This is a genomic window from Ruegeria sp. AG7 (assembly GCF_056541545.1).
Genome location: NZ_JBQFYP010000004.1, coordinates 101,148 through 121,520, shown reverse-complemented (window position 1 = coordinate 121,520; position 20,373 = coordinate 101,148). Strand labels below are relative to the sequence as shown.

Genomic DNA, 20,373 nt, shown 5'->3' with positions numbered 1-20,373 from the left:
TCACAATTAGCTGAACTTTACCTATCTTCCGTAGAGAATTGCGGGCCAATTTTCTTCGGCCATCGCAATGTACCCTGTTTGATCCTGCTGCCAGATTTCCTCGACCTCGGGCGAATGCGTCAGGTAAAGACGCCCATCGACCACCTGCCACGCCTTGGGATCTGTGCTTTTCAGCACGCCCATCGCCATCCCGTACGAGCAATAGCCGCCGAACTGCGGCGCAAAGGCGCGCGGATTGCTCTCGAAGAGCTCACGATTTGTCTGCGATTTGAAATGCCACCGGGCACCTTTCCACATGACCGCATTTTCGGGCACCCCTTTTGAGGGCGCATCGCTGCCAAAATATGACACGGGATCATACCCCGCCAACGCCACACCATCAGTGGCGTAATACACGGGTTTGTCCTGCGCAAATACGGCAGGGGCAAGCAGCACAGTGCTCAGCGAGCAAAGAAGAGTACGTCGGTTCAGCATCGTCACATTGGAATCTGCACATTCAAGACCATCAAGATGCAACTTTTCGCGCTTTTCGAAACCCCTGTTGACGCGGTTGTGAATGAGTGTCCGCCAATTGAAACTTAGTCAAAGACGTCTTCGATCACGTCCCATGCTTCATCGAACACGCGCGCAAGCATGGTCTTTTTCCTCTTTTTGCGCTTTGTTTTCCGAGGGGCAGTATGAGACACAGCGGCGCGCAGCGGTTCGGGTTTGAGTACTTTCCGCACGGGCAACATCTTCAGGTCGTGCAGCGGTGCCCCACAGCTGGAACAGCTAAGCTCGTGCCGTTCCTTGCCTTTCAGGATCAGGGCAGCCCGGGTGCCGCAATAACAGCAGGTCGCGATTTTGGCAGGACCGGGAATGACGCTCTCCTTTATTCAGGGTCGCGATGCATATAAGGCGATTGCCGCAGCATTTGAGACGTTCAGGGAACCAAATCCCCCGGCTGCGTCAATTTTAACCAACTGATCCACGGTTTCCTTTGTCTTCTGCCGCAATCCTGGACCTTCCGCACCCAGCACAAGCGCGACTGGGCGGTTCCGGCCAGTGCCCAAAGCGCCTTCGATTGTCACGTCGGCTTCTCCGTCCAGCCCAAGAACCAGAAAGCCCATGCCCTGAAGCTCGACAATCGCGTCCGAAAGGTTGCGCACCCGCAGATAGGGCTGCCGTTCAAGCGCGCCACTGGCGGTTTTTGCCAGTGCTCCGGTCTCGGGCGCGGAATGGTGGCGTGTGCCAATCACAGCACTGGCCCCCAGAACTTCGGCCGAGCGCAGAATCGCCCCAACATTGTGCGGGTCGGTGACCCGGTCCAGCAGAATGACACGAGGGTTTTCACGACCGATGCAGTTATCGGCCAGACTACCCCATTCCAACGGCTTGACCTCTAGCGCTGCGCCCTGATGTACTGATCCGGCATCGATGGGGGCAGAAAACTTGCGCGGGTCGACTATCTCGGCCTCTATCCCAGCAAATTCAATAGCTTCCGCCAGTTTATCGCATGCATTCCGCGTCACCATCAGGTGTAGTTTTTGCCGTTTTGGATTCATCAGCGCATCGCGAACCGCGTGCAGGCCAAACAGCCAGACGGTTTCTGCAACGGCAGCTTTGCGCGCCTGTTCCTTTTCGACGACCCATTTGGGTTTCTTCATTTCAAGGGCCTCCGGGCCGGGAATTCGGTTTCCTGCGCCAAAGGGAAATTTTCCTGTTGACGCTCCTTTGGTGCGCTAGTAATCACGCCTCCACGTCAGGTGCAACGCCTGACAGTGGGCGACAGGCCGCAAGGTGTGGCAGGGGACTGTAACTCCCTCGCGGAGACGCACGCCTGGTTCGATTCCAGGGTCGCCCACCATCTTTCCAATGTATTTCGAAGATGGTCAGGACGTGTAGTCCGCACTGCTCTGTAATCTGGCAGCTGCGTTATTGCTTTTGGTCTGCCACCATTCTCAGATGCGACAGACCTGATCAGTTTTACAGATCTTAACCCGGGGCTAACGCGACTGGATCGTGGACGAAGGGTTCCGCGTGGTCTTCGCCACCGCATGTCATGACGTTCAGATCAACACGCCGGTCGATTGCCCACCTATTCCGCAGCCGGGCGCATCTGAGCTATGCGGTTGAACCAACGCACGATTTCGTCCAAGTCCGCAGGCAACTCCTCGGCCGCGCCTTCGGCGAAGGCGTTGAACTTTTCGGCGTTCAGCCCGTTCACGCCGACCAGCACCGGAATTTCCAGCGCCAGCGCTTCGCCGATCACCGGGCGGAACCCCCGCCCATCAGACTCATGTTTACCGAATTTGTTGATAATCAGCAGGTCCGGCGCGTTCGCAAGCGAGGCGGTCACATACCCAACCGCCTGTTCCAGCGCTGCGGGGTCCAGACGGCAGCCGCGGGACTGGGTGCCCAGTGATTGCGAGATACGGATGGTTTCGCCATTAGGCAGCACGCGCACGTCCATATCGCATTTGCTGCTGTCGGCGCATTCCGTGTTTGTTTGCACGACACCGGCCAGTTTCGCGCCGGACGCCAGCAGACGTTCAGCAACAGCACTGAGCAGGCGATCCGTCGCGCCGCGGTCGGTGGTGGTGACATAGGCCAGATGCATCTTGGACCTCTTGTAATTCGATTGTGACGTTTCAAATAGCACGCAAGGCGATGCCCGACCACTCCCCCAGTCAAGGAAGCGGCGACAGACCAATCACAGGTGCGTGCAGGTGAAGAAGAACCGCATAAGCGGCCAGTGCGGTCAGCCAGACCCAGGGGCGTGGCCAGGGTCGCGGTGAGCGGAGTGAGAACCGCGACGTATTTCGGGACAACCGGACCCATTCAAAGCCCATCTCACGCGATTTACGCCTGTCGATCAGGTCCATGCCCATAACAGAAAATCCGGCAAACAGGCCGAACAGAATCACATGTGACAGGCTTCCATTGGCCAGAAGATGCGCCAAGGACCACAACAGTAGCGCGGCAAGGATCGGGTGGCGGGTGGTGCGCAGAATACCGGGGTGTTCGGGGTCAAAGGACCTGTTGCCCATCCCTCCGAAAGAAAACGGGTTCTGGATCGCAAGCCCGGTCACAGCCAGCCAGCACACCACGGGCATGATCAGTATCGGCGACCAGCGCAAGACTGCGAACGGCGGAATGACCTCGACATAGGGGGCGTTTGCAGCGGCAACAATCAGCCAGGCCAGCACGGCCAAAGACAGAAGTGAATAGGCCGCGAAATACCCCCGGCGGCCGAGCGTGCCGATCAGCCAGCCCCGCACGGTGGGCCGTACAGGAATTGCATGGCTGAGCAGGAAAACGATGAGTGCTGCAAGGAACAGGCCCCAACCGGTCATGATTTTCTCCAAACGTGTTGGGGTCGGTCTAGATTGGGAGGACAGCGACGTCCTTGCCCGAAATCAAGTTGGGCCGCAGGGGCGGACGCACCGCCCCTGCCCTGTATTACAGCCCAAGCGCCGCGCGGCGTTCTTCGGCAAAGCCCTGCACGATGCGATCTGCGATCAGTGCCAGAATCGCCATCGCGGCCCCGGCCGAAATACCAAGCCCCACATCCGCCTGACCCAGCGCCAGATAGATCGACTGGCCCAGACCGGTGGTCCCGATAAGTGCCGCGATGACCAGCATGGCGAAGGCGTAAAGGATGGTCTGGTTCAGCCCCAGAAGGATGGTCGGGGCCGCATAAGGCGCCCGCACATCGCGCATGATCTGCCACTCGGTCGCACCGCTTGAAATTGCGGCCTCCATCATCTCATCCGGTGTATTGACCAGCCCGTGCCGTGTGTAGCGGATCATCGGGACAATCGCATACGCACAGATCGCCAGAAAGGCCGAGAACTCACCAATCTGGAACACCATCAGCACCGGGATCAGGAACACGAACAGGGGGATCGTCTGCAACATATCGCAGATCGGGCGAACCACGTTCCACACAGGCTGCCATACCGCGCTGGCAAGACCGATCAGCCCCCCTGCCAAAGCGCAGGTAAACACTGCTGCACCGCTAAGATAAAGCGACAGCAGCGCCCTTTCCCACAGGCCCGAGACGAGGATGGTGCAGAGCAGCCCCACGCAGAGCGCGGCCAGACGCCAGCCCCCGGCGACCCAGCCCAGCGCGGCAGCGCCGGTCAGGACAAAGGGCCAGGGCAGGTTCGCGATGCCGGTTTCCAGCATTCCGATCAAGATCAGAACGACCAGCCCGCCAGTCAGCCGCCCGCGCCACGCCATCAACAGCGCAATCCCGGCACCGGCCGCGAACAGGCCATAGCTCATGCTCGACGTCCACTGGAAACCCCATGTGAAGGGCAGCACCGCCTGATCCAGCCCGATCCGAAGCGGTAGCAGTACATAGAACAATGAGTTGTTCTTGAGGGCGTCCAGCCACTGGCCGTTGGCCTGCGTGAACGCGGTCAGGCCGCTGTCCACGATCTCGGCCATCGGGTCCAGCAGGGTCAATTCCGCAGGGTTTGGCAACCACGCCCGGAAGGCCGCAGTGAAGACAACAGCAAAGCCCAGCATCGCCCAGACAACGCGGCTGTCATAGCGTTTACGCTCGGTCGCCAAAGTACCGCTCATCCGGTCGATCACCACCGCAAAGACCACGATAACCAGACCCGCCATCAGCGATTCGCCGAACTGCGCCTTGCGCATGGTCAGCAGAACCTCCCAGCCGATATCGTTGAACCCACCGATGACCGCGGCGATGATAACCATCGACAATGCGGCCATCAGACATTGGTTCACACCGACCATAATCTGAGTGGTGGCGGCAGGGATTTCGACCTGGAACAGCTGCTGGAACCGAGTGCCGCCAGACATGATGGCCGCCTCTTTGATTTCGGGCTCTACCCGTTCCAATCCCAGCATGACATTGCGCGCCATTGGCGGTGCGGCATAGATGGCCGAAGCAATCAGACCAACAACAGGACCAAATCCAAACAGCAGCAGCAGCGGTGTCAGATAGGCAAAGGTTGGCACCGTCTGCATGATGTCCAGCACGGCCTGCACAAAGGATTTCACCTTTGGCACTTCGTTGGCGAGGATGCCGATGCCGCCCCCAATGACCAGCGCCACAGGGACAGACACGGCGACAAGCGCCAGCGTATTCATGCTTTCGGCCCAATAGCCCGAGGCCAAAACAAAGCTGAGGCCCAGAAAGCCAAGTGCGGCCATGGACAAGCCGCCCAGATACCAGCCCAACGCGGTCACGATCCCGATCAGAATGGGCCATGGCGTTTTGCCCAGCACGAAATTCGCCCAGTTCATTGGGTGGGTCATCAGGTCCGAAAACAGCCGCATTGCCGGTTTGATCAGGTTCAGAAACCAGTCCAGAAACGCGCCAACCCATTGGGTTGCAGGCAGTTCCCACGCGGCGGGCCACTTGACCAGCCACGGGGCGATACCCTCGAGCGCAAGGCAAACTGCACCGACGATAACAGTTATCAGGGCGGCCTTCGCACCTGCCGTCAACTGCGCACTGCGCCGTGTCGGGAGGTCGGTTATGGCGGTCATGTCTCGTCCACCTGAAGAGCTGCGGCCAGATCGGACGGATGCACCGTGCCAACGACATTGCCCGCCTCATCCCGCACGGGCACGGGTTCATACAGCTCCATGCAATGCGCAAGGGCTGCGTCCAGCGTCATCGAGGTGGTGAGGCCGGGATCATCCGGGCCACATTCCGCCTCGCTCCGCATGACCGAGGCGACCTTGGCGTGCTGACCTTTGGCGACATCCTTCGAGAATTCGCGCACGTAATCATCCACCGGGCGCAACACGATATCAGTGGGCGTTCCGATCTGAACAATCTTGCCGTCGCGCATGATGGCAATGCGGTCGGCCAGCTTCAACGCCTCTTGAATGTCATGGGTGATAAAGACGATAGATTTCTTCAGCGTCGCCTGAATGCGAAGGAATTCATCCTGCAACTGGCGGCGGATCAATGGGTCGAGGGCCGAGAACGGTTCATCCAGAAACCAGATATCGGGATTTACGGCGAGGCTGCGGGCAATGCCCACACGCTGGCGCTGGCCACCTGAAAGCTGGCGCGGAAAGCTGTCTTCGCGCCCTTCCAGACCGACCAGGGAGATCACCTCCTGCGCGCGCGCCAGCCGTTCCTTCTTGCCCACACCCTGCACGCGCAGCGGATAGGCCACGTTTTCAGAAACGGTCATATGCGGGAACAGGCCGAAATGCTGGAACACCATGCCCAGTTTTTTGCGGCGCAACTCGGTCAGGGCCTTCTTCGAGGCTCCGATGACGTTTTCGCCATCCACCCGAATCTCGCCGCCCGTACCGGGCAGCAGCTGCGAGATGCAGCGGATCAGCGTGGATTTGCCCGAGCCCGACAGACCCATGATGACAAAAAGCTCGCCCTCCTGAACCTCGAAATTGGCATCCTGAACAGCGGGGATCAGCCCCTGTTCCCGAAGGGCGGCGGCAGCCTTGTCGGCGTCATTCCCTGACCGAGACAGCGCGTCGGTCAGGGCTTTGTCAGCGCCGGGGCCAAACACCTGCCAGAGATTCCGGCAGGCGATGGCTGGCATGGTCGTGTCCGTCACTTACGCGGGCTCACTGGGTTGCCGCGTCAACAACCGGACGCCACTTGCCTTCGTTTTCGGCCATCCATGCGGCGACAACTTCTTCGACCTTTCCACCGTCAACGTCGATCGCGCCCATCATCGGTTGCTGGTCTTCAACCGCCAGCTGATAGTTGGTCAGGATTTCAAAGGCTGCTGGCCATTTCTCCTCCATACCGCTCCAGCCGGCCTTGAAGATGCGCGAGGGCGAGAAGTCGCAGTCATTGACAGCATTCGGGTTCGGGCCCCAGGCCGGATCACTGAAGCACGCCTCTTCACCGGCGGGCAGTTCGACGAACTGAACGTCATAGGCCGACATCGCCCAATGCGGCTGCCAGAAAGTGATCAGCAGCGGCGATTTGCGTTCGGTCGAGGCGCGCAATTCCGCGATCAGCGCCCCTTCGGACCCTGCTGGTACGGCTTTGAACGGCAATTCCAGACCGGTCATGCGATCGGCGCCCGGAGTACCCCAATCGGCCGGGTAGTCGACCAGACGACCACCGGGCAGAGTTTCCGCCGTCGCAAAGACCTGAGCGCAATCTTTCAGCGCTTCCCATGCGGGCAGGCCCGGGCACAGATCGGCCACATGCGCCGGGTATGCGATGCCTTCCTTGGCATCCAGACCCAGATCACCGATTTCAACCACAGTGCCTTCACCGATTTTCTTGGCGTATTCATCGGAAACGTTGGAAGACCAGATTTCCAGTGTCGCGTCGATGTCGCCATCGGCCAGCGCCTGGAACTGGTTCATCATGCCCGCGGTCACATATTCGACGTTGTACCCGGCAGCCTTGAGCATCTCTCCCGCCACATGCGTGGTGACATGCTGGCCGGTCCATTCGTTGATCGCCAATTTGATCGGTTCATCCACGGCACCCATATCCGCCGCCTGCGCTGCGCCTGCAACGCTCAGAGCCATTAGGCTTACACTTAGTTTTTTCATGGACTTAACTCCCTGTCATATTTGTTTTGCCCATCCCGGCAAGGATTTTCCCGCCGGTCTTTCTGTCTGATGACAATGCCATGCCGCAGCATGCACAAATTTGGCTGGAAAAGAACAGTGATCCGTTTCCAAATTGTGGAAAAGATCTTTCTGCCAGATTGTTCCCCCCTCCCGGCTCCCTTTACGCATCCAACCCGGCTTACCCTTGTTCCATTTCGCTAAGACGGGACGTTGACTGACGAGTCAATCAGAAAACATTTTGCCACCTTTTGTCGAGAACTTCTTTCGAAAATCCGCATTTTTCTGCGAATCCGGTTATTCGTTGGGCTGCCTCAAATCTGGACACGGTCAGATTTTTCATTGCCAAACAAGAACAAAAGATAAACATTTATAGTCGGGCAACATCAAGGTTAGACAGATGCGAACGTTTGACGAAATCTTTGAAATCGCAGCCGCGCGCCACGGCGGTCCAGAAGCACTGGGCGCAAAACTGAGCAAACCGAAAACCCCTGCGGAACTGGCAGCGATGCCCGAGGATCGCTGGCTGTCGGTCATCACGAAATGCATCTTTCAGGCTGGCTTCAACTGGAAAGTCATCGAAAACAAATGGGACGGGTTCGAATCAGCCTTTAACGGGTTCGACGTGGGGCGATGCGCGTTCATGGATGATGAGAAGTTTGACACCCTTTTGCAGGATACGCGCATCGTAAGGAATGGAACCAAGATCGCGGCTGTACGGGATAACGCTGCATTCTTGCTTGAACTGCGTGAGGAAGGCGGCGCGGGTAAAGTGTTAGGCGGCTGGCCATCTGATGACTACGTCAACCTTCTGGCAATGCTGGCAAAACGCGGGGCCCGACTGGGCGGCGCTTCGGCGCAGTACGCAATGCGGTTTGCCGGGCGGGACAGTTTCATTCTGTCTCAGGATGTCACCGCCCGGCTGATTGCTGAAGGTGTGATCGACAAGCCTGCCACCTCGAAGAAAGCGATGGAGGCGGTTCAGAACGCCTTTAATACATGGATGGGTCAGTCCGGGCGATCACTTACGGAAATCAGCCGGGTTCTGGCCATGAGTCTGTGAAAACGGTTTGCGGAATACCCGCAGCGGAATAAGATTCAACTTATGGTTCTGCGTGTATTCATTGCTTCACTTTTGTTGCTGGCCGCCTGCGGTCGTGAGTTGACTGAGCAGGAGCGCGATTTTGCGGAAACCATTCAAGGGGAAACCCTGGAACTGGATCACATCCGTCTGGTCGAAGGTGCCCCGGTTACCAACGTGACGTATTTCCGCGAAGAACGCCCGCGACTGGCCTGCCGCGAGCGCATTCTGCCCCCGGTGGACCCCGGGCCGGTGACGGGCAAACCTGCCGCCGTGGCCCTGTTCAACAAAGTCTACTTTGCCCGCGACTGGTATCTGGAGGACTATATGTCGGAATTTCCGGATCAGATGAACCTGCTGGCCGCGATGCTTTTGGCCCATGAGCTGACGCATGTCTGGCAATGGCAGAATCGCCGGACCACGGGTTACCACCCCCTGCGCGCTGCGGCGGAACATGGAGGCCGGAGGGATCCGTATCTGTTCGACCTCGAAACCTCTCCGGATTTTCTGACCTACGGGTTCGAACAGCAGGGCGCGATCGTCGAGGAATACGTGTGCTGTCGCGCATTGGCCCCCCAGGCCAAGCGTACCAAAAGACTGCACGACATGCTGGGCACCCATTTTGATCTGTCGCCCCTGCCGGAACAAGGGCGCGAGCGCCCGGTCCTGATCCCATGGAGCGAAGCCAGGATCGAAGGGATTTGCAGTTAGTTCCGTGCGCGCTGCACGGTTTCCAGATATGCAACCAGATCAACGATCGGCTGGCTGGTCAGGATCGGCTGGCCTTCCGGTGTTTTCATGGATGTGTCCTGCCCGTCGAAATAAGGTCCATAGACCGGCATCGGGCTGCCATGGCTGACCAGCGGGTCCCTACCGTCGATGCGGGCGACAACGCGGGCGGTCGGGAACACCCCGCTTTCGTCAGACAATGCAGTCAGATCGGACGGCTGAACAACCAGCACGCTGGCCATCGGCCCCTGCCCGGTTGCGTCAATCCCGTGACAGGTCGCACAGTAGTGCAAATAGAGTTCCTCTCCGGTCGCTGCATCCTGCGCCCAGGCAGCCTGTGCGGTAGCAGCCGAAACCCCGAGAACCAGCATACCGATCGTTGCCTTGAACATCGTATCCTCCTGTCACGATTGACATTTGCAGGGTTGCCCGACAGGCATATGAGCGCAATGATCCAGATCAACGAAACAGGTGCAGAGGGTTCGGGCAATGACACAATATGCAGCCATCATGCTGGCCGCCGGATTTGGAATTCCGATACTGGCTGCTCTTAACGCGGCCCTTGGCAAGGTCATCGGATCACCGACAACGGCAGCTGTGGTGCTGTTTGCAATTGCCCTGGCCGCCTCGGTGCTGACCATGCTGTTGTTTCCCGGTTTTGCAGCCTTGTCCAAGGTTGCGCAAGCCCCGAAACACCTGTTGTTCGCTGGCATCCTGATTGCATTCTATGTGTTGTCGATCACCCATGTCGCCCCGCATTTCGGTGTGGGAAACGCTGTGTTCTTTGTTCTGTTGGGGCAATTGATCAGTGCCGCGGCAATCGATCACTTCGGCCTGTTCGGCGCACAGGTGGCACCCCTCACCCTGATGCGGGCAGGTGGTATCGCGGTCATGGCCATCGGTGTTGCGATCACTCAACTGGCCTGAGCACGCCGCCCTCAAGCCTGACCATGCGATCCATGCGCGCCGCCAGTTCGAGGTTGTGGGTCGCGATCAACGCCGACAATCCCTCGTCCCGCACCAGCGTCATCAGCGCATCGAACACCTGATCCGAAGTTTCAGGGTCCAGATTGCCTGTCGGTTCGTCTGCCAGCAAAACACGTGGCGCGTTGGCAAGCGCCCGGCAAAAGGCCACGCGTTGTTGTTCACCGCCCGACAGCGCCGCAGGGCGGTGGCTGGCGCGCGGGGCGACGCCCACACGGTCCAGCAAATCCAACGCCCGTGCCTGAGCAGCTTTTTCGGACGCGCCATTGGCCAGTTGCGGCAATGTGATGTTTTCCAGCGCCGTAAACTCGGGCAGCAGGTGATGGAACTGATATACGAACCCTATATCCTGCCGACGCAACGCCGTTCTGGTTCGGTCGCCCTTGCCGTTCACATTCTGTCCCCCGATTTCGACGGTTCCGTCGTCAGGCTTATCCAGCAGACCGGCGATGTGCAGAAGCGTTGATTTGCCCGCACCGGACGGCGCAACCATGGCCACGGCCTCACCCGCGCGCAGCTCCAGATCGACCCCACGCAGAACCTGCACCTCGCCCGGTGTACCTTTGAGGTAGGTCTTGGTCAGACCGTTCAGACGCAAGGTGACTTCATTCATAGCGCAGCGCCTCGACCGGGTTCAGCCGCGCCGCGCGGCGGGCGGGGAAATAGGTGACGATGAAAGACAGGCCAAGCGACAGGCACGTCGCCTTGAGCACATCGCTCAGATGCAGTTCGGCCGGCAGAGCGTAGATGCCGCGGATCGACGGATCCCACACGCCACCGCCCATCACGTAGTTCACGAATGAGAAGATCGGATCAATGTAGATTGCAAAGAGGCATCCCAGGATGACCCCCATTGCAGTGCCGATCAGGCCGGTGAACGCACCACAGATGAAAAAGACACGCAGAACCGATCCTTCGCTCAGGCCGATTGTGCGCAAGATACCGATATCGCGCCCCTTGTTCTTGACCAGCATGATCAGGCCCGAAACGATGTTCATCGCAGCAATCAGAACGAGGATCGACAGGATGATGAACATCACATTATCCTCAACCTCGAGCGCGCGCAGGAAGCCGCCGGATGCGTCCTGCCATGTCCAGATCTGACTGCGCTCGCCCGACGCCTCAAGAATGGGAATCAGGATCGGGCCAAGATCTTCGGGCTTGTCCACCATCACTTCGATCTCATCCGCCACACCTTCACGGTTGAAAAAGCCCTGCGCCTGCGAAAACGGCATGTAGACGCGGGTGCGGTCAATGTCATAGCGACCGGCCGAAAACACATAGACAACGCGATAGGCATTCACGCGCGGCGACGTGCCAAAGGCGGTTTTGACCCCGTTGGGCGAGGTCAGTTTGACCACATCCCCGACAGTGACCCCAATACTGCGGGCCACACCCGATCCAATGGCGATTACATCCTCACCTGTCTGGAAGTCCGACAGGTCCCCCGCCGCCTGGTCCGCCTGCGCGATACCCGGCAGGTCGAACAGATCGTCTGGTCGGATGCCAAACACCTCGACCCCGCTGCTGCTGTCGCGGTTGGTGATCAGCACCTGCCCCTTCACCAGCGGTGCGGCACGTTCAACACCGGGCACCAGCGCAATGCGGTCAGTGCGTTCGTTGTAGTCGGCAATTGTCCGATCCACCCGGCCCTGCGCGTCAAATTCACCCGAGGAATAGACTGTCACATGCGCATTGGCGCCCAGAATGGTGCCGACGAATTCAGACCGAAAACCCGAACGGACGGCCAGCGTTGCAATCAGCGCGAACACGGCAAGCGTGATCCCGATCAGTGAGATCCATGTCATCACGCTGACGCCGCCTTCGGCCCTGCGCGCGCGCAGATATCGCCAGGCGATTTTCCATTCAAAAGGGGCAAAGGGCGGGGGTGTCTTGGCCATGCCTGCTCCGGGTTTTCTTGTTTGCGGCGACCCTTTCGGCATTTCGCCCAATGGTCAAGCCGGTTGTCACCCTGAACCGGTTCCTCAGCCTGAATGAGCCGAATCGTTTCGGGACATGACCAAAATACATGTGCAAAACAGGTGTCTTTCAATTCGGGCGCTACACCATGAGTTGTGAAGCGCATCACAGACAGAAGGTGATTGTTTCAGGTATGACGTTAATCATCGCGCATCGTGAGCCACTGAATCGTAAAGGCAACAATAAGTGCGAAATTTTATTACTCTTTTTGATTATTTTCAGAAACTTTGCCACCCTGACCATGGGGGAACACATTTAAAGAGCGGGGGTCGCTCAATGAATTTACAAATTTCAACCAATGGTGCGGGTGCAATTTCGACCCGTCAGGCTTCAACAGAATTAGATTGTGAAACCGCAGCCTTGCTGCGCGCGGCCATTCGGCCAATCTTTGTCACCGCGGCAAGCTGGGGCAATTTGGCAGACATCCTGAAAGACAAAGGATATCGTCTGGTTTTCCGGCAAGGCCGTTTGTGTATCACGGATCGGGCAACTGATGCGCGGATTTGCGGATTGCGCTTTCTGGATATCGAGTTTCGCGAACTGATCAGCCGCCTTGGCCGTCCGATTGTTGTGGCGACAGGTGACGGAGCCAACGGAAACGTCCTGGCCGAGCGCCCGACGTCGGATCAAAACTGAGAACCGACCGACTGACGCGGTCGGTATTCAGGTAGCTTGGGAAGGGCCGCCAGGTCTGAGCCTCCGGCACCCCATCCAGATCACAGGGTGAGTTTCAACACCACCTCGCAGCAGCAACTGATGGTCGCTTATGCGATCCGCTGGTAAATCTCAGCAACTTTGGTAACGGCCGCCTCGGGGCTCAGTTCCTCGTTTTCGCCAGTGCGGCGACAGGTCAGTTCAACCACACCATTCTTCAGACCACGCGGGCCAACCGTGATGCGCCAGGGCAAACCGATCAGGTCCATCGTGGCGAATTTGCCGCCAGCACGTTCATTGCGGTCGTCATAGAGCGGTTCCAGACCCAAAGCCGTCAGCGCCGTGTAGATCTTGTCACAAGCTGCATCGGCTTCGTCATCGCCCTGCTTGAGGTTGACAATACCGCAATTGAACGGGGTCACGCCCTCGGGCCAGATGATGCCTTTATCGTCATGGCTGGCCTCGATGATGGCTCCTACAAGGCGGCTGACACCGATACCATGGCTGCCCATGTGAACCGGAACCGGTTTGCCATCCGGGCCTTGGACAGTTGCGCCCAAGGGATCGGAGTATTTGGTGCCAAAGTAGAAGATTTGGCCCACCTCAATGCCGCGCGCCACGCGGCGGCGTTCTTCGGGGATCTGGTTGAACAGAGCTTCATCGTGGGTTTCATCAGTGCGGGCGTATTTCGAAGTGAACTCTTCCAGAATGGCTTGACACTGTTCGCGGTTGTCATAATCGATTTCACGATCGCCAAAGGTCAGGTCGGTGACGGCGCTGTCATAGAAAACCTCGGATTCACCGGTATCGGCCAGAACCAGAAACTCATGCGTGTCATCGCCACCGATGGGGCCTGAATCGGCGCGCATCGGAATCGCCTGAAGTCCCATCCGTTCATAAGTGCGCAGATAGCTGACCAGATGGCGGTTATAGGCGTGCAGCGCATCTTCCTTGGTCAGGTCGAAGTTGTATCCGTCCTTCATATAGAACTCGCGCCCCCGCATCACGCCAAAACGCGGGCGGATTTCATCGCGGAACTTCCACTGGATCTGGTAGAGCGTCAGCGGCAGGTCTTTGTAGCTGTTCACGTGGCCGCGGAAGATATCTGTCACCAGTTCTTCGGCCGTAGGCGTGAACAGCATGTCGCGGTCATGACGGTCCTTCATCCGCAGCATCTCTTGACCGTAGTCATCATAGCGCCCGGATTCACGCCACAGATCCGCCGACTGGATTATAGGCATCTGAATCGCGATGTGACCGGCCCGCGCCTGTTCTTCGTGGACGATGTTTTCCAGCTTGCGCAGCACTTTGAAGCCCAGCGGCAACCAGGAATATATCCCGGCAGAGGCCTGCTTGATCATCCCTGCACGCAGCATCAGCCGGTGGCTGACGATCTGAGCCTCGGACGGGGTTTCCTTGAGAACGGGCAGAAAGTAACGGCTCAGGCGCATGGAAGGACCTTCAAAGGTAAGAATTCGACTGAACAGGTGATTATGCCAAAGCCCCGCCGGGGGCAATCGCACATTGGTGTTGTCCGACCTTGTGGCAGTCGGTTTTTTGATTGACCTTCCAATCGGGACTGACAAGGTAGCGGAAACGCAAATCTCATGAGGCGCTGATGCAAACCATTCAGGAACCCGCACGCCAAATCCCCGTCATTCATCAAACCGATGTTCTGGTCGTCGGTTCCGGCCCCGCCGGGTTGGCCGCAGCGCTTGCAGCGGCACGTGCGGGGGCCGAGGTATCTTTGGTTGATCGGTTCGGCTGCATGGGCGGCAATATCACTGCCGTCGGCGTCGAAGGATTTGCCTGGTACCGGCACGAGCAAACCGTCGAGGCAGGTGGCATCGGGATGGAGTTTGAAACCCGCGCCAAGGAGATGGGAGCCGCCGTTCCGGAAAGCCAGTCCCTGAGCTATGAGCTGGACAGCGAAGGCTTCAAACTGGTGGCCGACAAGCTGGTCGAAGAAGTGGGCGTGCATCCGATGTTGCATCGGCAATTCGTGTCCCCGATCCTGGAAGGCGACCGGATCACCGGTGTCATCACAGAATCCAAGGCCGGGCGCGAAGCGATTTTGGCCAAGGTCGTCATCGATGCCACCGGCGACGCGGATGTGGCCCATCGCGCGGGTGCGCCGACCCACAAAACTCCGCGCGAGGACATGATGGCGGCCTCGGTCATGTTTCACCTGGCGGGCGTCGACAAGCGGGCCTTTATGGAAGGTGTAAAAGCTGACCCGCAGACCTACAAGGATTGGGGCGGCGGCGGAGAGTGGAACATTGAGACCTCGGGTAAAGAGGACGACATGTTCTCACCCTTCGTGCACAAACCGTTCCAGCAAGCAATCGATCAGGGGCTGATCCCGCCTCATCTGAACACCATCGCCGGCACCTGGGGCGCGATGCATGACACGGGCGAGCTGACATACATGAACCTCATCCATCTGGCCGAGGTTGACGGCACCGATCCCGACAGCCTGACGCGCGGCGAGATTGAAGGTCGCCGCCAGACCATGCTGGCCATCGAGGCGCTGCGACGGTTCATGCCCGGTTGCGAAAACGCACGTTTGCGGAATTTCGGTATGACCATCGGCATCCGCGACACCCGCAAGATCGACGCGGTCTACAACATGACCGAAAACGATGCCCGCCATCAGGGCCGGTTCGAGGATACGATCGGCATCTATCCCGAGTTCATCGACGGCTATGGCATCCTGATCCTGCCAACTACGGGACGGTACATGCAAATCCCCTATCGGTCGATGCTGCCCAAGGGCATCAAAGGCCTGCTGGTTGCAGGACGGTCGCATGGCGCGGACCGGGTGGCACATGCCGCAACCCGAAACATGGCTTGTTGCGCGGTCATGGGTCAGGGCGCGGGCATCGCCGCTGCGGTCTCACTGAAAAGCAATCAGGAGCTGGACCAGCTGAATCTGGCACCGGTTCGCGCTGAATTGCAACGCCAGGGGGTGAGGATTCACTGATGGACAGTATCCCAACGATTGATATCGCGCCTTTGACTGCCCCGGGAACCGCAGCCTATGACGCGACGGTCCGTGACATCCTTGCGGCCTGTCAGGGGATCGGCTTTTTGTCGATCACCGGGACAGGCGTATCCCGGCAGACCGTGGATCAGGTACGCCAGATCACCCGAGAGATTTTTGCCGTCGATGACGCGCAAAAATGGGATCAGGCCATCACCCGCGCCAACTATCGCGGCTATATACCCATGGGGTTCTTCACACCCAATGATGGCTCGGGCAAGGCCGACAAGTACGAGGGGTACAAACTGCATCACGAGGTCGCAGCAGACGACCCGGTGCGTGAGGATTGCGCGTTATACGGGCCAAACATCTGGCCCGACGGTGTACCCGGTGCGAAAGAGGTCATTCTGGGTTACTGGCGGCAACTGGATCGCGTCACCGATCTGTTGCTGGGCGCGTTAGAGGCGGGACTGGATCTGAAAGCCGACGCGCTGCGCAGTGCATTCCGGGCCCCGATGACCAACATGACCCTGCTGCATTACCCGCCACAGGCCGAGGATGAGGCAGGCTATGGTATCCATCCGCACAAGGATACCGACGCCTTGACCATCATTGCCCCCGATCCGGTGGGCGGGCTTGAGGTGCAGACCCGCAACGGTGGCTGGATCACGCCCGATTGCCCGCCCGGTGGTTTCGTGGTGAATATCGGTGACATGCTGGAGCTGTGGTCGGGCGGGCGGTTGAAATCCACGCCGCATCGGGTTGTGAACCGATCGGGGCGGGAACGGTATTCTTTTCCCTATTTCGCGGTGCCCCGTCACGACGTCGTCGTCGCGCCTTTGCTGCCGCCCCTGCTTGGCTTTGACCGTCCGGCGGTTCATTGCGGTCACTGGTCGGCCGAGATTTGGCGCACGAACTGGCCCGATGAGACCGCCACCGAAGACACACCTGAATTGGGAACCTTGCGCGGCTGACCCCTGCAAACCCAAGCGCCATGAACCGCTTGCATCATGGGCTTTGATGCGCCAAGAACACCTGCAAGGGCCTGAACAAGGGGATCGCCATGGCTTTGCCGGTTAAGGATCAGCTGAGATACTGGAGCATCGCCGCTGCGGTTTTCGCGTTGATCCTGTGGGCGCTTGGGGATGTCTTGCTGCCTTTTGTCATCGGCGGGGCCATTGCCTATTTCCTGGATCCGGTCGCTGACCGGCTGGAGCGGTTGGGCCTGTCGCGTATGGCCGCCACGGCAGTCATCACGGTCGTCGGTGTTCTGGGGTTTGTACTGGCAATTCTGATGGTGGTCCCTGCGCTGATCACCCAGTTGCTGGATCTTGTCGATGTACTGCCCGATCTGTTCAAACAGTTGCGCAGTTTCATAGAAAAACAGTTCCCGTCCTTGCTTGACCGGGACTCAAGCACGCACGCGATGCTGGTGTCCTTTGGCGAAACGCTGAAATCCAAGACCGGCGACGTTATGCAGACGCTGCTGACCTCGCTGGGCTCCGCGATCAACATCGTTGTTCTGTTGGTCATTGTCCCGGTCGTGGCCGTCTACTTGCTGTTGGACTGGGATCGCATGACCGCCCGCATCGGAGAGCTGCTGCCACGTGACCATGCACCCATCATTAGGCGGCTTGCCGGAGAGATCGACGCGGTTCTGGCCTCGTTCGTGCGCGGCATGGGAACGGTCTGCCTAATCCTTGGCAGCTATTACGCGGTCGCACTGATGCTTGCTGGACTGCAATTCGGTCTGATTGTGGGCTTTATCGCGGGCTTGGTCACGTTCATTCCCTATCTGGGCGCCCTTATCGGAGGCTCGCTGGCAATCGGGCTTGCGCTGTTTCAGTTCTGGGGCGACTGGGCTCATATCGGGCTGATCGCGGGTATCTTTGCCATTGGACAAGTCACCGAGGGGAACTTCCTGACACCCAAGCTGGTCGGCAGCTCTGTCGGGCTGCATCCAGTCTGGTTGCTGCTGGCCCTGTCGGTCTTTGGCGCGCTGTTCGGCTTCGTCGGCATGCTGATCGCTGTCCCGGTCGCCGCGGCATTGGGCGTGTTGGCCCGCTTTGCCACATCGCTATACCTCGACAGCAGATTGTACACTGGTCTTGAAGGTCTGGATCAGGAAACCGAGTAAATGGCCCGACAACTCAGCTTTGATCTGCCCGCCAAAACTGCGCTCGGGCGAGAGGATTTCTTTGTGTCACCGGCCAATGCGCTGGCGGTGGCAATGATCTCGGCCACGTCATGGCCCGGCAACAAGCTGGTACTGAGCGGGCCCTCCGGCGCGGGCAAAACCCATCTGGCCCATGTCTGGGCCGCTGAAACCGGCGGGCGTATCCTTCAGGCCAGAGACCTGCGATATGACGATGTGCCAGACCTGGCGCGTATGCCGATCGCGGTCGAAGACGTGCCTTTGATAACCGGTGATCTCGAGCAGCAAAAAACGCTGTTCCACCTGCATAACCTTGTTCTGGCCGAGGGGCACCCCTTGCTGATGACCGGCCGTCTTGCACCAAAATTCTGGGAGTTGCCGCTGGCCGACCTGCAAAGCCGGGTCGAAGGTGCCCATCACGTCGCACTGGATCCGCCCGACGACGCATTGCTGGGCGCGGTTCTTGCCAAGCTGTTTGTCGACAGGCAGCTCAACCCCGGCCCCGATGTCATCGCCTATCTTGTCAAGCATATGGACCGGCGGTTTGAAAGCGCAGCCGACGTTGTATCCCAACTGGACCAACTGGCCCTGGCAGAAAAACGCGACATTACACGCGCGCTGGCCATTCGCGTACTGAACACGGCCCCGGATGAGGTCGAGACCAATGATTGACCCGCTGACGTCAATTTCGCATCCTCAAACAGGACAATCTGGAAGGCACATGGATCAGACCGTCGAAACCTATATCCCGGACTGGGGAACAATCGGAAAGCCCCTGTTTGACAAACCGGATGCACGGGCACTATCCCGCGTCGGGGTTGTCGATGTCGGGTCGAACTCGGTACGGATGGTCATTTTCGACGGGGCGGCGCGATCACCGGCCTATTTCTACAATGAAAAGGTCATGTGCGAACTGGGGGCAGGCCTGTCCGAAACCGGACGACTGAACCCGCGTGGCCGCGACCGCGCCTTGTCGGCCCTACGACGGTTCCAGCACCTGGCAATGGATCTGGATTTGCCCGGTTTGCATGTTGTGGCCACCGCTGCTGTGCGCGAAGCCTCGGATGGGCCCGAGTTCTGCGATCAGGTGCAGGCTGAAACCGGTTTGCAGGTGGCCATCATTGACGGTGACGAAGAAGCCCGCCTGTCGGCGCAGGGTGTCTTGTTGGGGTGGCCCGGAGCTTATGGACTGATCTGCGATATCGGCGGGTCGTCGATGGAATTGGCCGAAATAGGCGGTGGTCAGGTCGGCCGCCGCGTGACCTCGCCGCTTGGGCCGTTGAAACTGCGTGACATCAAAGGCGGGCGACGTGCGCGAAAAGCGCATATCAAGGAAACGATGGAGGATCTGCGCAATCAGATGGGCCAGCAGCGGGACCGTTTATTTCTGGTCGGCGGCAGCTGGCGGGCCTTTGCGCGGCTGGACATGCTGCGGCGGGGCTATCCGCTGAACGTGCTGCATGAATACCGCATGACCACCAAACAGGTGCGCGAGACGATCAAATACATCGAAAAACACGATAGCGAAAAGCTGCGTGCTCAGGCGGGCGTGTCCAGTTCGCGCATGGCGCTTATCCCATATGCGATGGATGTTCTGGCGCGGCTGATCCGCACGTTCAAACCCAAAGATATCGCCATCTCAAGCTATGGTATCCGCGAGGGCTTGTTGTATGAGCAGATGCCGCAGGAAGTGCGCGACCGCGACCCGCTGATCGAAGCCAGCCGGTTCTCGGAAGCAAAGGACGCCCGCCTGCCCGGATTTGGCAGCAATCTCTATGATTTTGTCATCCCGCTGTTCAGATCCGCACCGCCCAGCAGGGTGCGCCTGATCAAAGCGGCCTGCCTGCTGCATGATGTAAGCTGGCGCGCGCATCCCGATTATCGGGCCGAGGTGTGTTTCGACAACGTCACGCGCGCCAATCTTGGTGGCTTGAAGCACTCCGAGCGTGTCTTCATCGGATTGGCACTGCAACACCGCTATCGCAACAAGCGGGAAGGCAACCGGTTCTCTCGGCTTTACGAGTTGCTGGACGAAAATAGCCAGAAACAGGCCGAGATCCTGGGCAAGGCCATGCGCTTTGGCGCGATGCTGTGGATGCACAACGATGCCAATATGGGGCAGCTCAAGTTTTTCCCCAAGAAGCGAGAGCTGGAACTGTATCTGCCCGAAACCGCTGCCCCCCTGTTCAGCGAAGTGGCTGAAGCCCGGCTGAACGCTTTGGCAGCGGCGCTGAAATCTCAGACTCGCGTGATTGTCAAAGGCTGACTCTTGAG

At 58.9% G+C, this 20,373-nt stretch carries 21 protein-coding genes and 1 tRNA gene; 10 read left to right on the top strand and 12 right to left on the bottom strand.

The genetic code is table 11. The features are described from left to right. Positions 1–21: 21 nt before the first annotated feature. From ACR0BF_RS07230 to rlmB, 3 genes are all read right to left on the bottom strand, one after another. Positions 22–396: a YHS domain-containing (seleno)protein gene (locus ACR0BF_RS07230; protein ID WP_480624577.1), complete on the bottom strand. Its 375-nt coding sequence runs from the start codon at positions 394–396 to the stop codon at positions 22–24. Positions 397–578: 182 nt separating this feature from the next. Further along, a complete protein-coding gene (locus ACR0BF_RS07225; RefSeq protein ID WP_480493857.1) occupies positions 579–860 on the bottom strand; it encodes a hypothetical protein in 282 nt (93 codons plus the stop codon). 15 nt (positions 861–875) lie between these two features. Further along, the gene (rlmB, locus tag ACR0BF_RS07220; RefSeq protein WP_480624576.1) at positions 876–1,646 is read right to left on the bottom strand and encodes a 23S rRNA (guanosine(2251)-2'-O)-methyltransferase RlmB; all 771 of its coding nucleotides are present in this window, start codon (positions 1,644–1,646) and stop codon (positions 876–878) included. Between the two features lie 116 nt (positions 1,647–1,762). Here rlmB and ACR0BF_RS07215 point away from each other — a divergent pair. Continuing rightward, positions 1,763–1,846, top strand: a tRNA-Tyr gene (locus tag ACR0BF_RS07215). Positions 1,847–2,077: 231 nt separating this feature from the next. On the opposite strand, the gene ACR0BF_RS07210 is transcribed toward ACR0BF_RS07215, so the two are convergent. The 5 genes from ACR0BF_RS07210 to ACR0BF_RS07190 form a co-directional block, all read right to left on the bottom strand. Then, positions 2,078–2,599: a DUF2478 domain-containing protein gene (locus ACR0BF_RS07210; protein WP_480493779.1), complete on the bottom strand. Its 522-nt coding sequence runs from the start codon at positions 2,597–2,599 to the stop codon at positions 2,078–2,080. A gap of 70 nt (positions 2,600–2,669) precedes the next feature. Beyond that, the gene (locus ACR0BF_RS07205; protein ID WP_480604485.1) at positions 2,670–3,335 is read right to left on the bottom strand and encodes an NnrU family protein; all 666 of its coding nucleotides are present in this window, start codon (positions 3,333–3,335) and stop codon (positions 2,670–2,672) included. Between the two features lie 106 nt (positions 3,336–3,441). Then, the gene (locus ACR0BF_RS07200; RefSeq protein ID WP_480624575.1) at positions 3,442–5,508 is read right to left on the bottom strand and encodes an ABC transporter permease; all 2,067 of its coding nucleotides are present in this window, start codon (positions 5,506–5,508) and stop codon (positions 3,442–3,444) included. Beyond that, positions 5,505–6,554, bottom strand: a complete 1,050-nt coding sequence (locus tag ACR0BF_RS07195) for a quaternary amine ABC transporter ATP-binding protein (RefSeq protein ID WP_480475875.1) — start codon at positions 6,552–6,554, stop codon at positions 5,505–5,507. Before ACR0BF_RS07195 ends, ACR0BF_RS07200 begins: the two co-directional genes overlap by 4 nt. Positions 6,555–6,564: 10 nt before the next feature. Then, the gene (locus tag ACR0BF_RS07190) at positions 6,565–7,515 is read right to left on the bottom strand and encodes an ABC transporter substrate-binding protein (RefSeq protein ID WP_209504562.1); all 951 of its coding nucleotides are present in this window, start codon (positions 7,513–7,515) and stop codon (positions 6,565–6,567) included. Positions 7,516–7,933: 418 nt separating this feature from the next. Between ACR0BF_RS07190 and ACR0BF_RS07185 the strand changes: the two genes are divergently transcribed. Both ACR0BF_RS07185 and ACR0BF_RS07180 read left to right on the top strand, forming a co-directional pair. Beyond that, positions 7,934–8,596 carry a DNA-3-methyladenine glycosylase I gene (locus ACR0BF_RS07185; RefSeq protein WP_480622233.1) on the top strand — a complete coding sequence of 221 codons (663 nt, stop codon included), beginning with the start codon at positions 7,934–7,936 and terminating at the stop codon, positions 8,594–8,596. Positions 8,597–8,638: 42 nt separating this feature from the next. Continuing rightward, complete coding sequence (locus ACR0BF_RS07180) at positions 8,639–9,325, top strand: hypothetical protein (RefSeq protein ID WP_480554060.1); 687 nt, start codon at positions 8,639–8,641, stop codon at positions 9,323–9,325. Here ACR0BF_RS07180 and ACR0BF_RS07175 read toward each other — a convergent pair. Then, complete coding sequence (locus ACR0BF_RS07175) at positions 9,322–9,735, bottom strand: c-type cytochrome (protein WP_480604491.1); 414 nt, start codon at positions 9,733–9,735, stop codon at positions 9,322–9,324. The genes ACR0BF_RS07180 and ACR0BF_RS07175 overlap by 4 nt on opposite strands. Before the next feature lie 97 nt (positions 9,736–9,832). Between ACR0BF_RS07175 and ACR0BF_RS07170 the strand changes: the two genes are divergently transcribed. After that, positions 9,833–10,270 (top strand): DMT family transporter, encoded by a 438-nt coding sequence (locus ACR0BF_RS07170; protein ID WP_267366019.1) that lies wholly within the window; start codon positions 9,833–9,835, stop codon positions 10,268–10,270. Here the strand turns inward: ACR0BF_RS07170 and ACR0BF_RS07165 are convergent. Together ACR0BF_RS07165 and ACR0BF_RS07160 are read right to left on the bottom strand one after the other, a co-directional pair. Further along, entirely contained in the window at positions 10,254–10,940 is a 687-nt protein-coding gene (locus ACR0BF_RS07165; RefSeq protein ID WP_480475865.1) for an ABC transporter ATP-binding protein, read from the bottom strand. The genes ACR0BF_RS07170 and ACR0BF_RS07165 overlap by 17 nt on opposite strands. Then, entirely contained in the window at positions 10,933–12,228 is a 1,296-nt protein-coding gene (locus ACR0BF_RS07160; protein ID WP_480475863.1) for a lipoprotein-releasing ABC transporter permease subunit, read from the bottom strand. Before ACR0BF_RS07160 ends, ACR0BF_RS07165 begins: the two co-directional genes overlap by 8 nt. 355 nt (positions 12,229–12,583) lie before the next feature. On the opposite strand from ACR0BF_RS07160, the gene ACR0BF_RS07155 reads away from it, so the two are divergent. Beyond that, positions 12,584–12,943 (top strand): hypothetical protein, encoded by a 360-nt coding sequence (locus tag ACR0BF_RS07155; protein WP_480622229.1) that lies wholly within the window; start codon positions 12,584–12,586, stop codon positions 12,941–12,943. Between the two features lie 128 nt (positions 12,944–13,071). Here the strand turns inward: ACR0BF_RS07155 and proS are convergent, their stop codons facing one another. Continuing rightward, positions 13,072–14,412, bottom strand: a complete 1,341-nt coding sequence (proS, locus tag ACR0BF_RS07150) for a proline--tRNA ligase (protein WP_480516238.1) — start codon at positions 14,410–14,412, stop codon at positions 13,072–13,074. Positions 14,413–14,579: 167 nt separating this feature from the next. On the opposite strand from proS, the gene ACR0BF_RS07145 reads away from it, so the two are divergent. From ACR0BF_RS07145 to ACR0BF_RS07125, 5 genes are all read left to right on the top strand, one after another. Beyond that, a complete protein-coding gene (locus ACR0BF_RS07145; RefSeq protein ID WP_480624574.1) occupies positions 14,580–15,944 on the top strand; it encodes an FAD-dependent oxidoreductase in 1,365 nt (454 codons plus the stop codon). Beyond that, on the top strand, positions 15,944–16,918 hold the full coding sequence (locus ACR0BF_RS07140) for an isopenicillin N synthase family dioxygenase (RefSeq protein ID WP_480624573.1): 975 nt from the start codon (positions 15,944–15,946) through the stop codon (positions 16,916–16,918). Before ACR0BF_RS07145 ends, ACR0BF_RS07140 begins: the two co-directional genes overlap by 1 nt. Before the next feature lie 89 nt (positions 16,919–17,007). Next, positions 17,008–18,081 carry an AI-2E family transporter gene (locus ACR0BF_RS07135; RefSeq protein WP_480475855.1) on the top strand — a complete coding sequence of 358 codons (1,074 nt, stop codon included), beginning with the start codon at positions 17,008–17,010 and terminating at the stop codon, positions 18,079–18,081. After that, the gene (locus ACR0BF_RS07130) at positions 18,082–18,771 is read left to right on the top strand and encodes an HdaA/DnaA family protein (RefSeq protein ID WP_480604499.1); all 690 of its coding nucleotides are present in this window, start codon (positions 18,082–18,084) and stop codon (positions 18,769–18,771) included. 49 nt (positions 18,772–18,820) lie between these two features. Further along, positions 18,821–20,365, top strand: a complete 1,545-nt coding sequence (locus tag ACR0BF_RS07125; protein ID WP_480604500.1) for a Ppx/GppA family phosphatase — start codon at positions 18,821–18,823, stop codon at positions 20,363–20,365. The last annotated feature ends 8 nt before the right edge of the window (positions 20,366–20,373 follow it).

Coding starts and splice junctions, on each gene's coding strand:
- ACR0BF_RS07210 (WP_480493779.1), bottom strand. CDS start 2,599: ATGCATCTGGCCTATGTCACCACCACCGACCGCGGCGCGACGGATCGC.
- ACR0BF_RS07205 (WP_480604485.1), bottom strand. CDS start 3,335: ATGACCGGTTGGGGCCTGTTCCTTGCAGCACTCATCGTTTTCCTGCTC.
- ACR0BF_RS07170 (WP_267366019.1), top strand. CDS start 9,833: ATGACACAATATGCAGCCATCATGCTGGCCGCCGGATTTGGAATTCCG.
- ACR0BF_RS07200 (WP_480624575.1), bottom strand. CDS start 5,508: ATGACCGCCATAACCGACCTCCCGACACGGCGCAGTGCGCAGTTGACG.
- ACR0BF_RS07125 (WP_480604500.1), top strand. CDS start 18,821: ATGGATCAGACCGTCGAAACCTATATCCCGGACTGGGGAACAATCGGA.
- ACR0BF_RS07185 (WP_480622233.1), top strand. CDS start 7,934: ATGCGAACGTTTGACGAAATCTTTGAAATCGCAGCCGCGCGCCACGGC.
- ACR0BF_RS07145 (WP_480624574.1), top strand. CDS start 14,580: ATGCAAACCATTCAGGAACCCGCACGCCAAATCCCCGTCATTCATCAA.
- ACR0BF_RS07180 (WP_480554060.1), top strand. CDS start 8,639: ATGGTTCTGCGTGTATTCATTGCTTCACTTTTGTTGCTGGCCGCCTGC.
- ACR0BF_RS07160 (WP_480475863.1), bottom strand. CDS start 12,228: ATGGCCAAGACACCCCCGCCCTTTGCCCCTTTTGAATGGAAAATCGCC.
- ACR0BF_RS07140 (WP_480624573.1), top strand. CDS start 15,944: ATGGACAGTATCCCAACGATTGATATCGCGCCTTTGACTGCCCCGGGA.
- ACR0BF_RS07135 (WP_480475855.1), top strand. CDS start 17,008: ATGGCTTTGCCGGTTAAGGATCAGCTGAGATACTGGAGCATCGCCGCT.
- rlmB (WP_480624576.1), bottom strand. CDS start 1,646: ATGAAGAAACCCAAATGGGTCGTCGAAAAGGAACAGGCGCGCAAAGCT.
- ACR0BF_RS07155 (WP_480622229.1), top strand. CDS start 12,584: ATGAATTTACAAATTTCAACCAATGGTGCGGGTGCAATTTCGACCCGT.
- ACR0BF_RS07165 (WP_480475865.1), bottom strand. CDS start 10,940: ATGAATGAAGTCACCTTGCGTCTGAACGGTCTGACCAAGACCTACCTC.
- ACR0BF_RS07190 (WP_209504562.1), bottom strand. CDS start 7,515: ATGAAAAAACTAAGTGTAAGCCTAATGGCTCTGAGCGTTGCAGGCGCA.
- ACR0BF_RS07175 (WP_480604491.1), bottom strand. CDS start 9,735: ATGTTCAAGGCAACGATCGGTATGCTGGTTCTCGGGGTTTCGGCTGCT.
- proS (WP_480516238.1), bottom strand. CDS start 14,412: ATGCGCCTGAGCCGTTACTTTCTGCCCGTTCTCAAGGAAACCCCGTCC.
- ACR0BF_RS07130 (WP_480604499.1), top strand. CDS start 18,082: ATGGCCCGACAACTCAGCTTTGATCTGCCCGCCAAAACTGCGCTCGGG.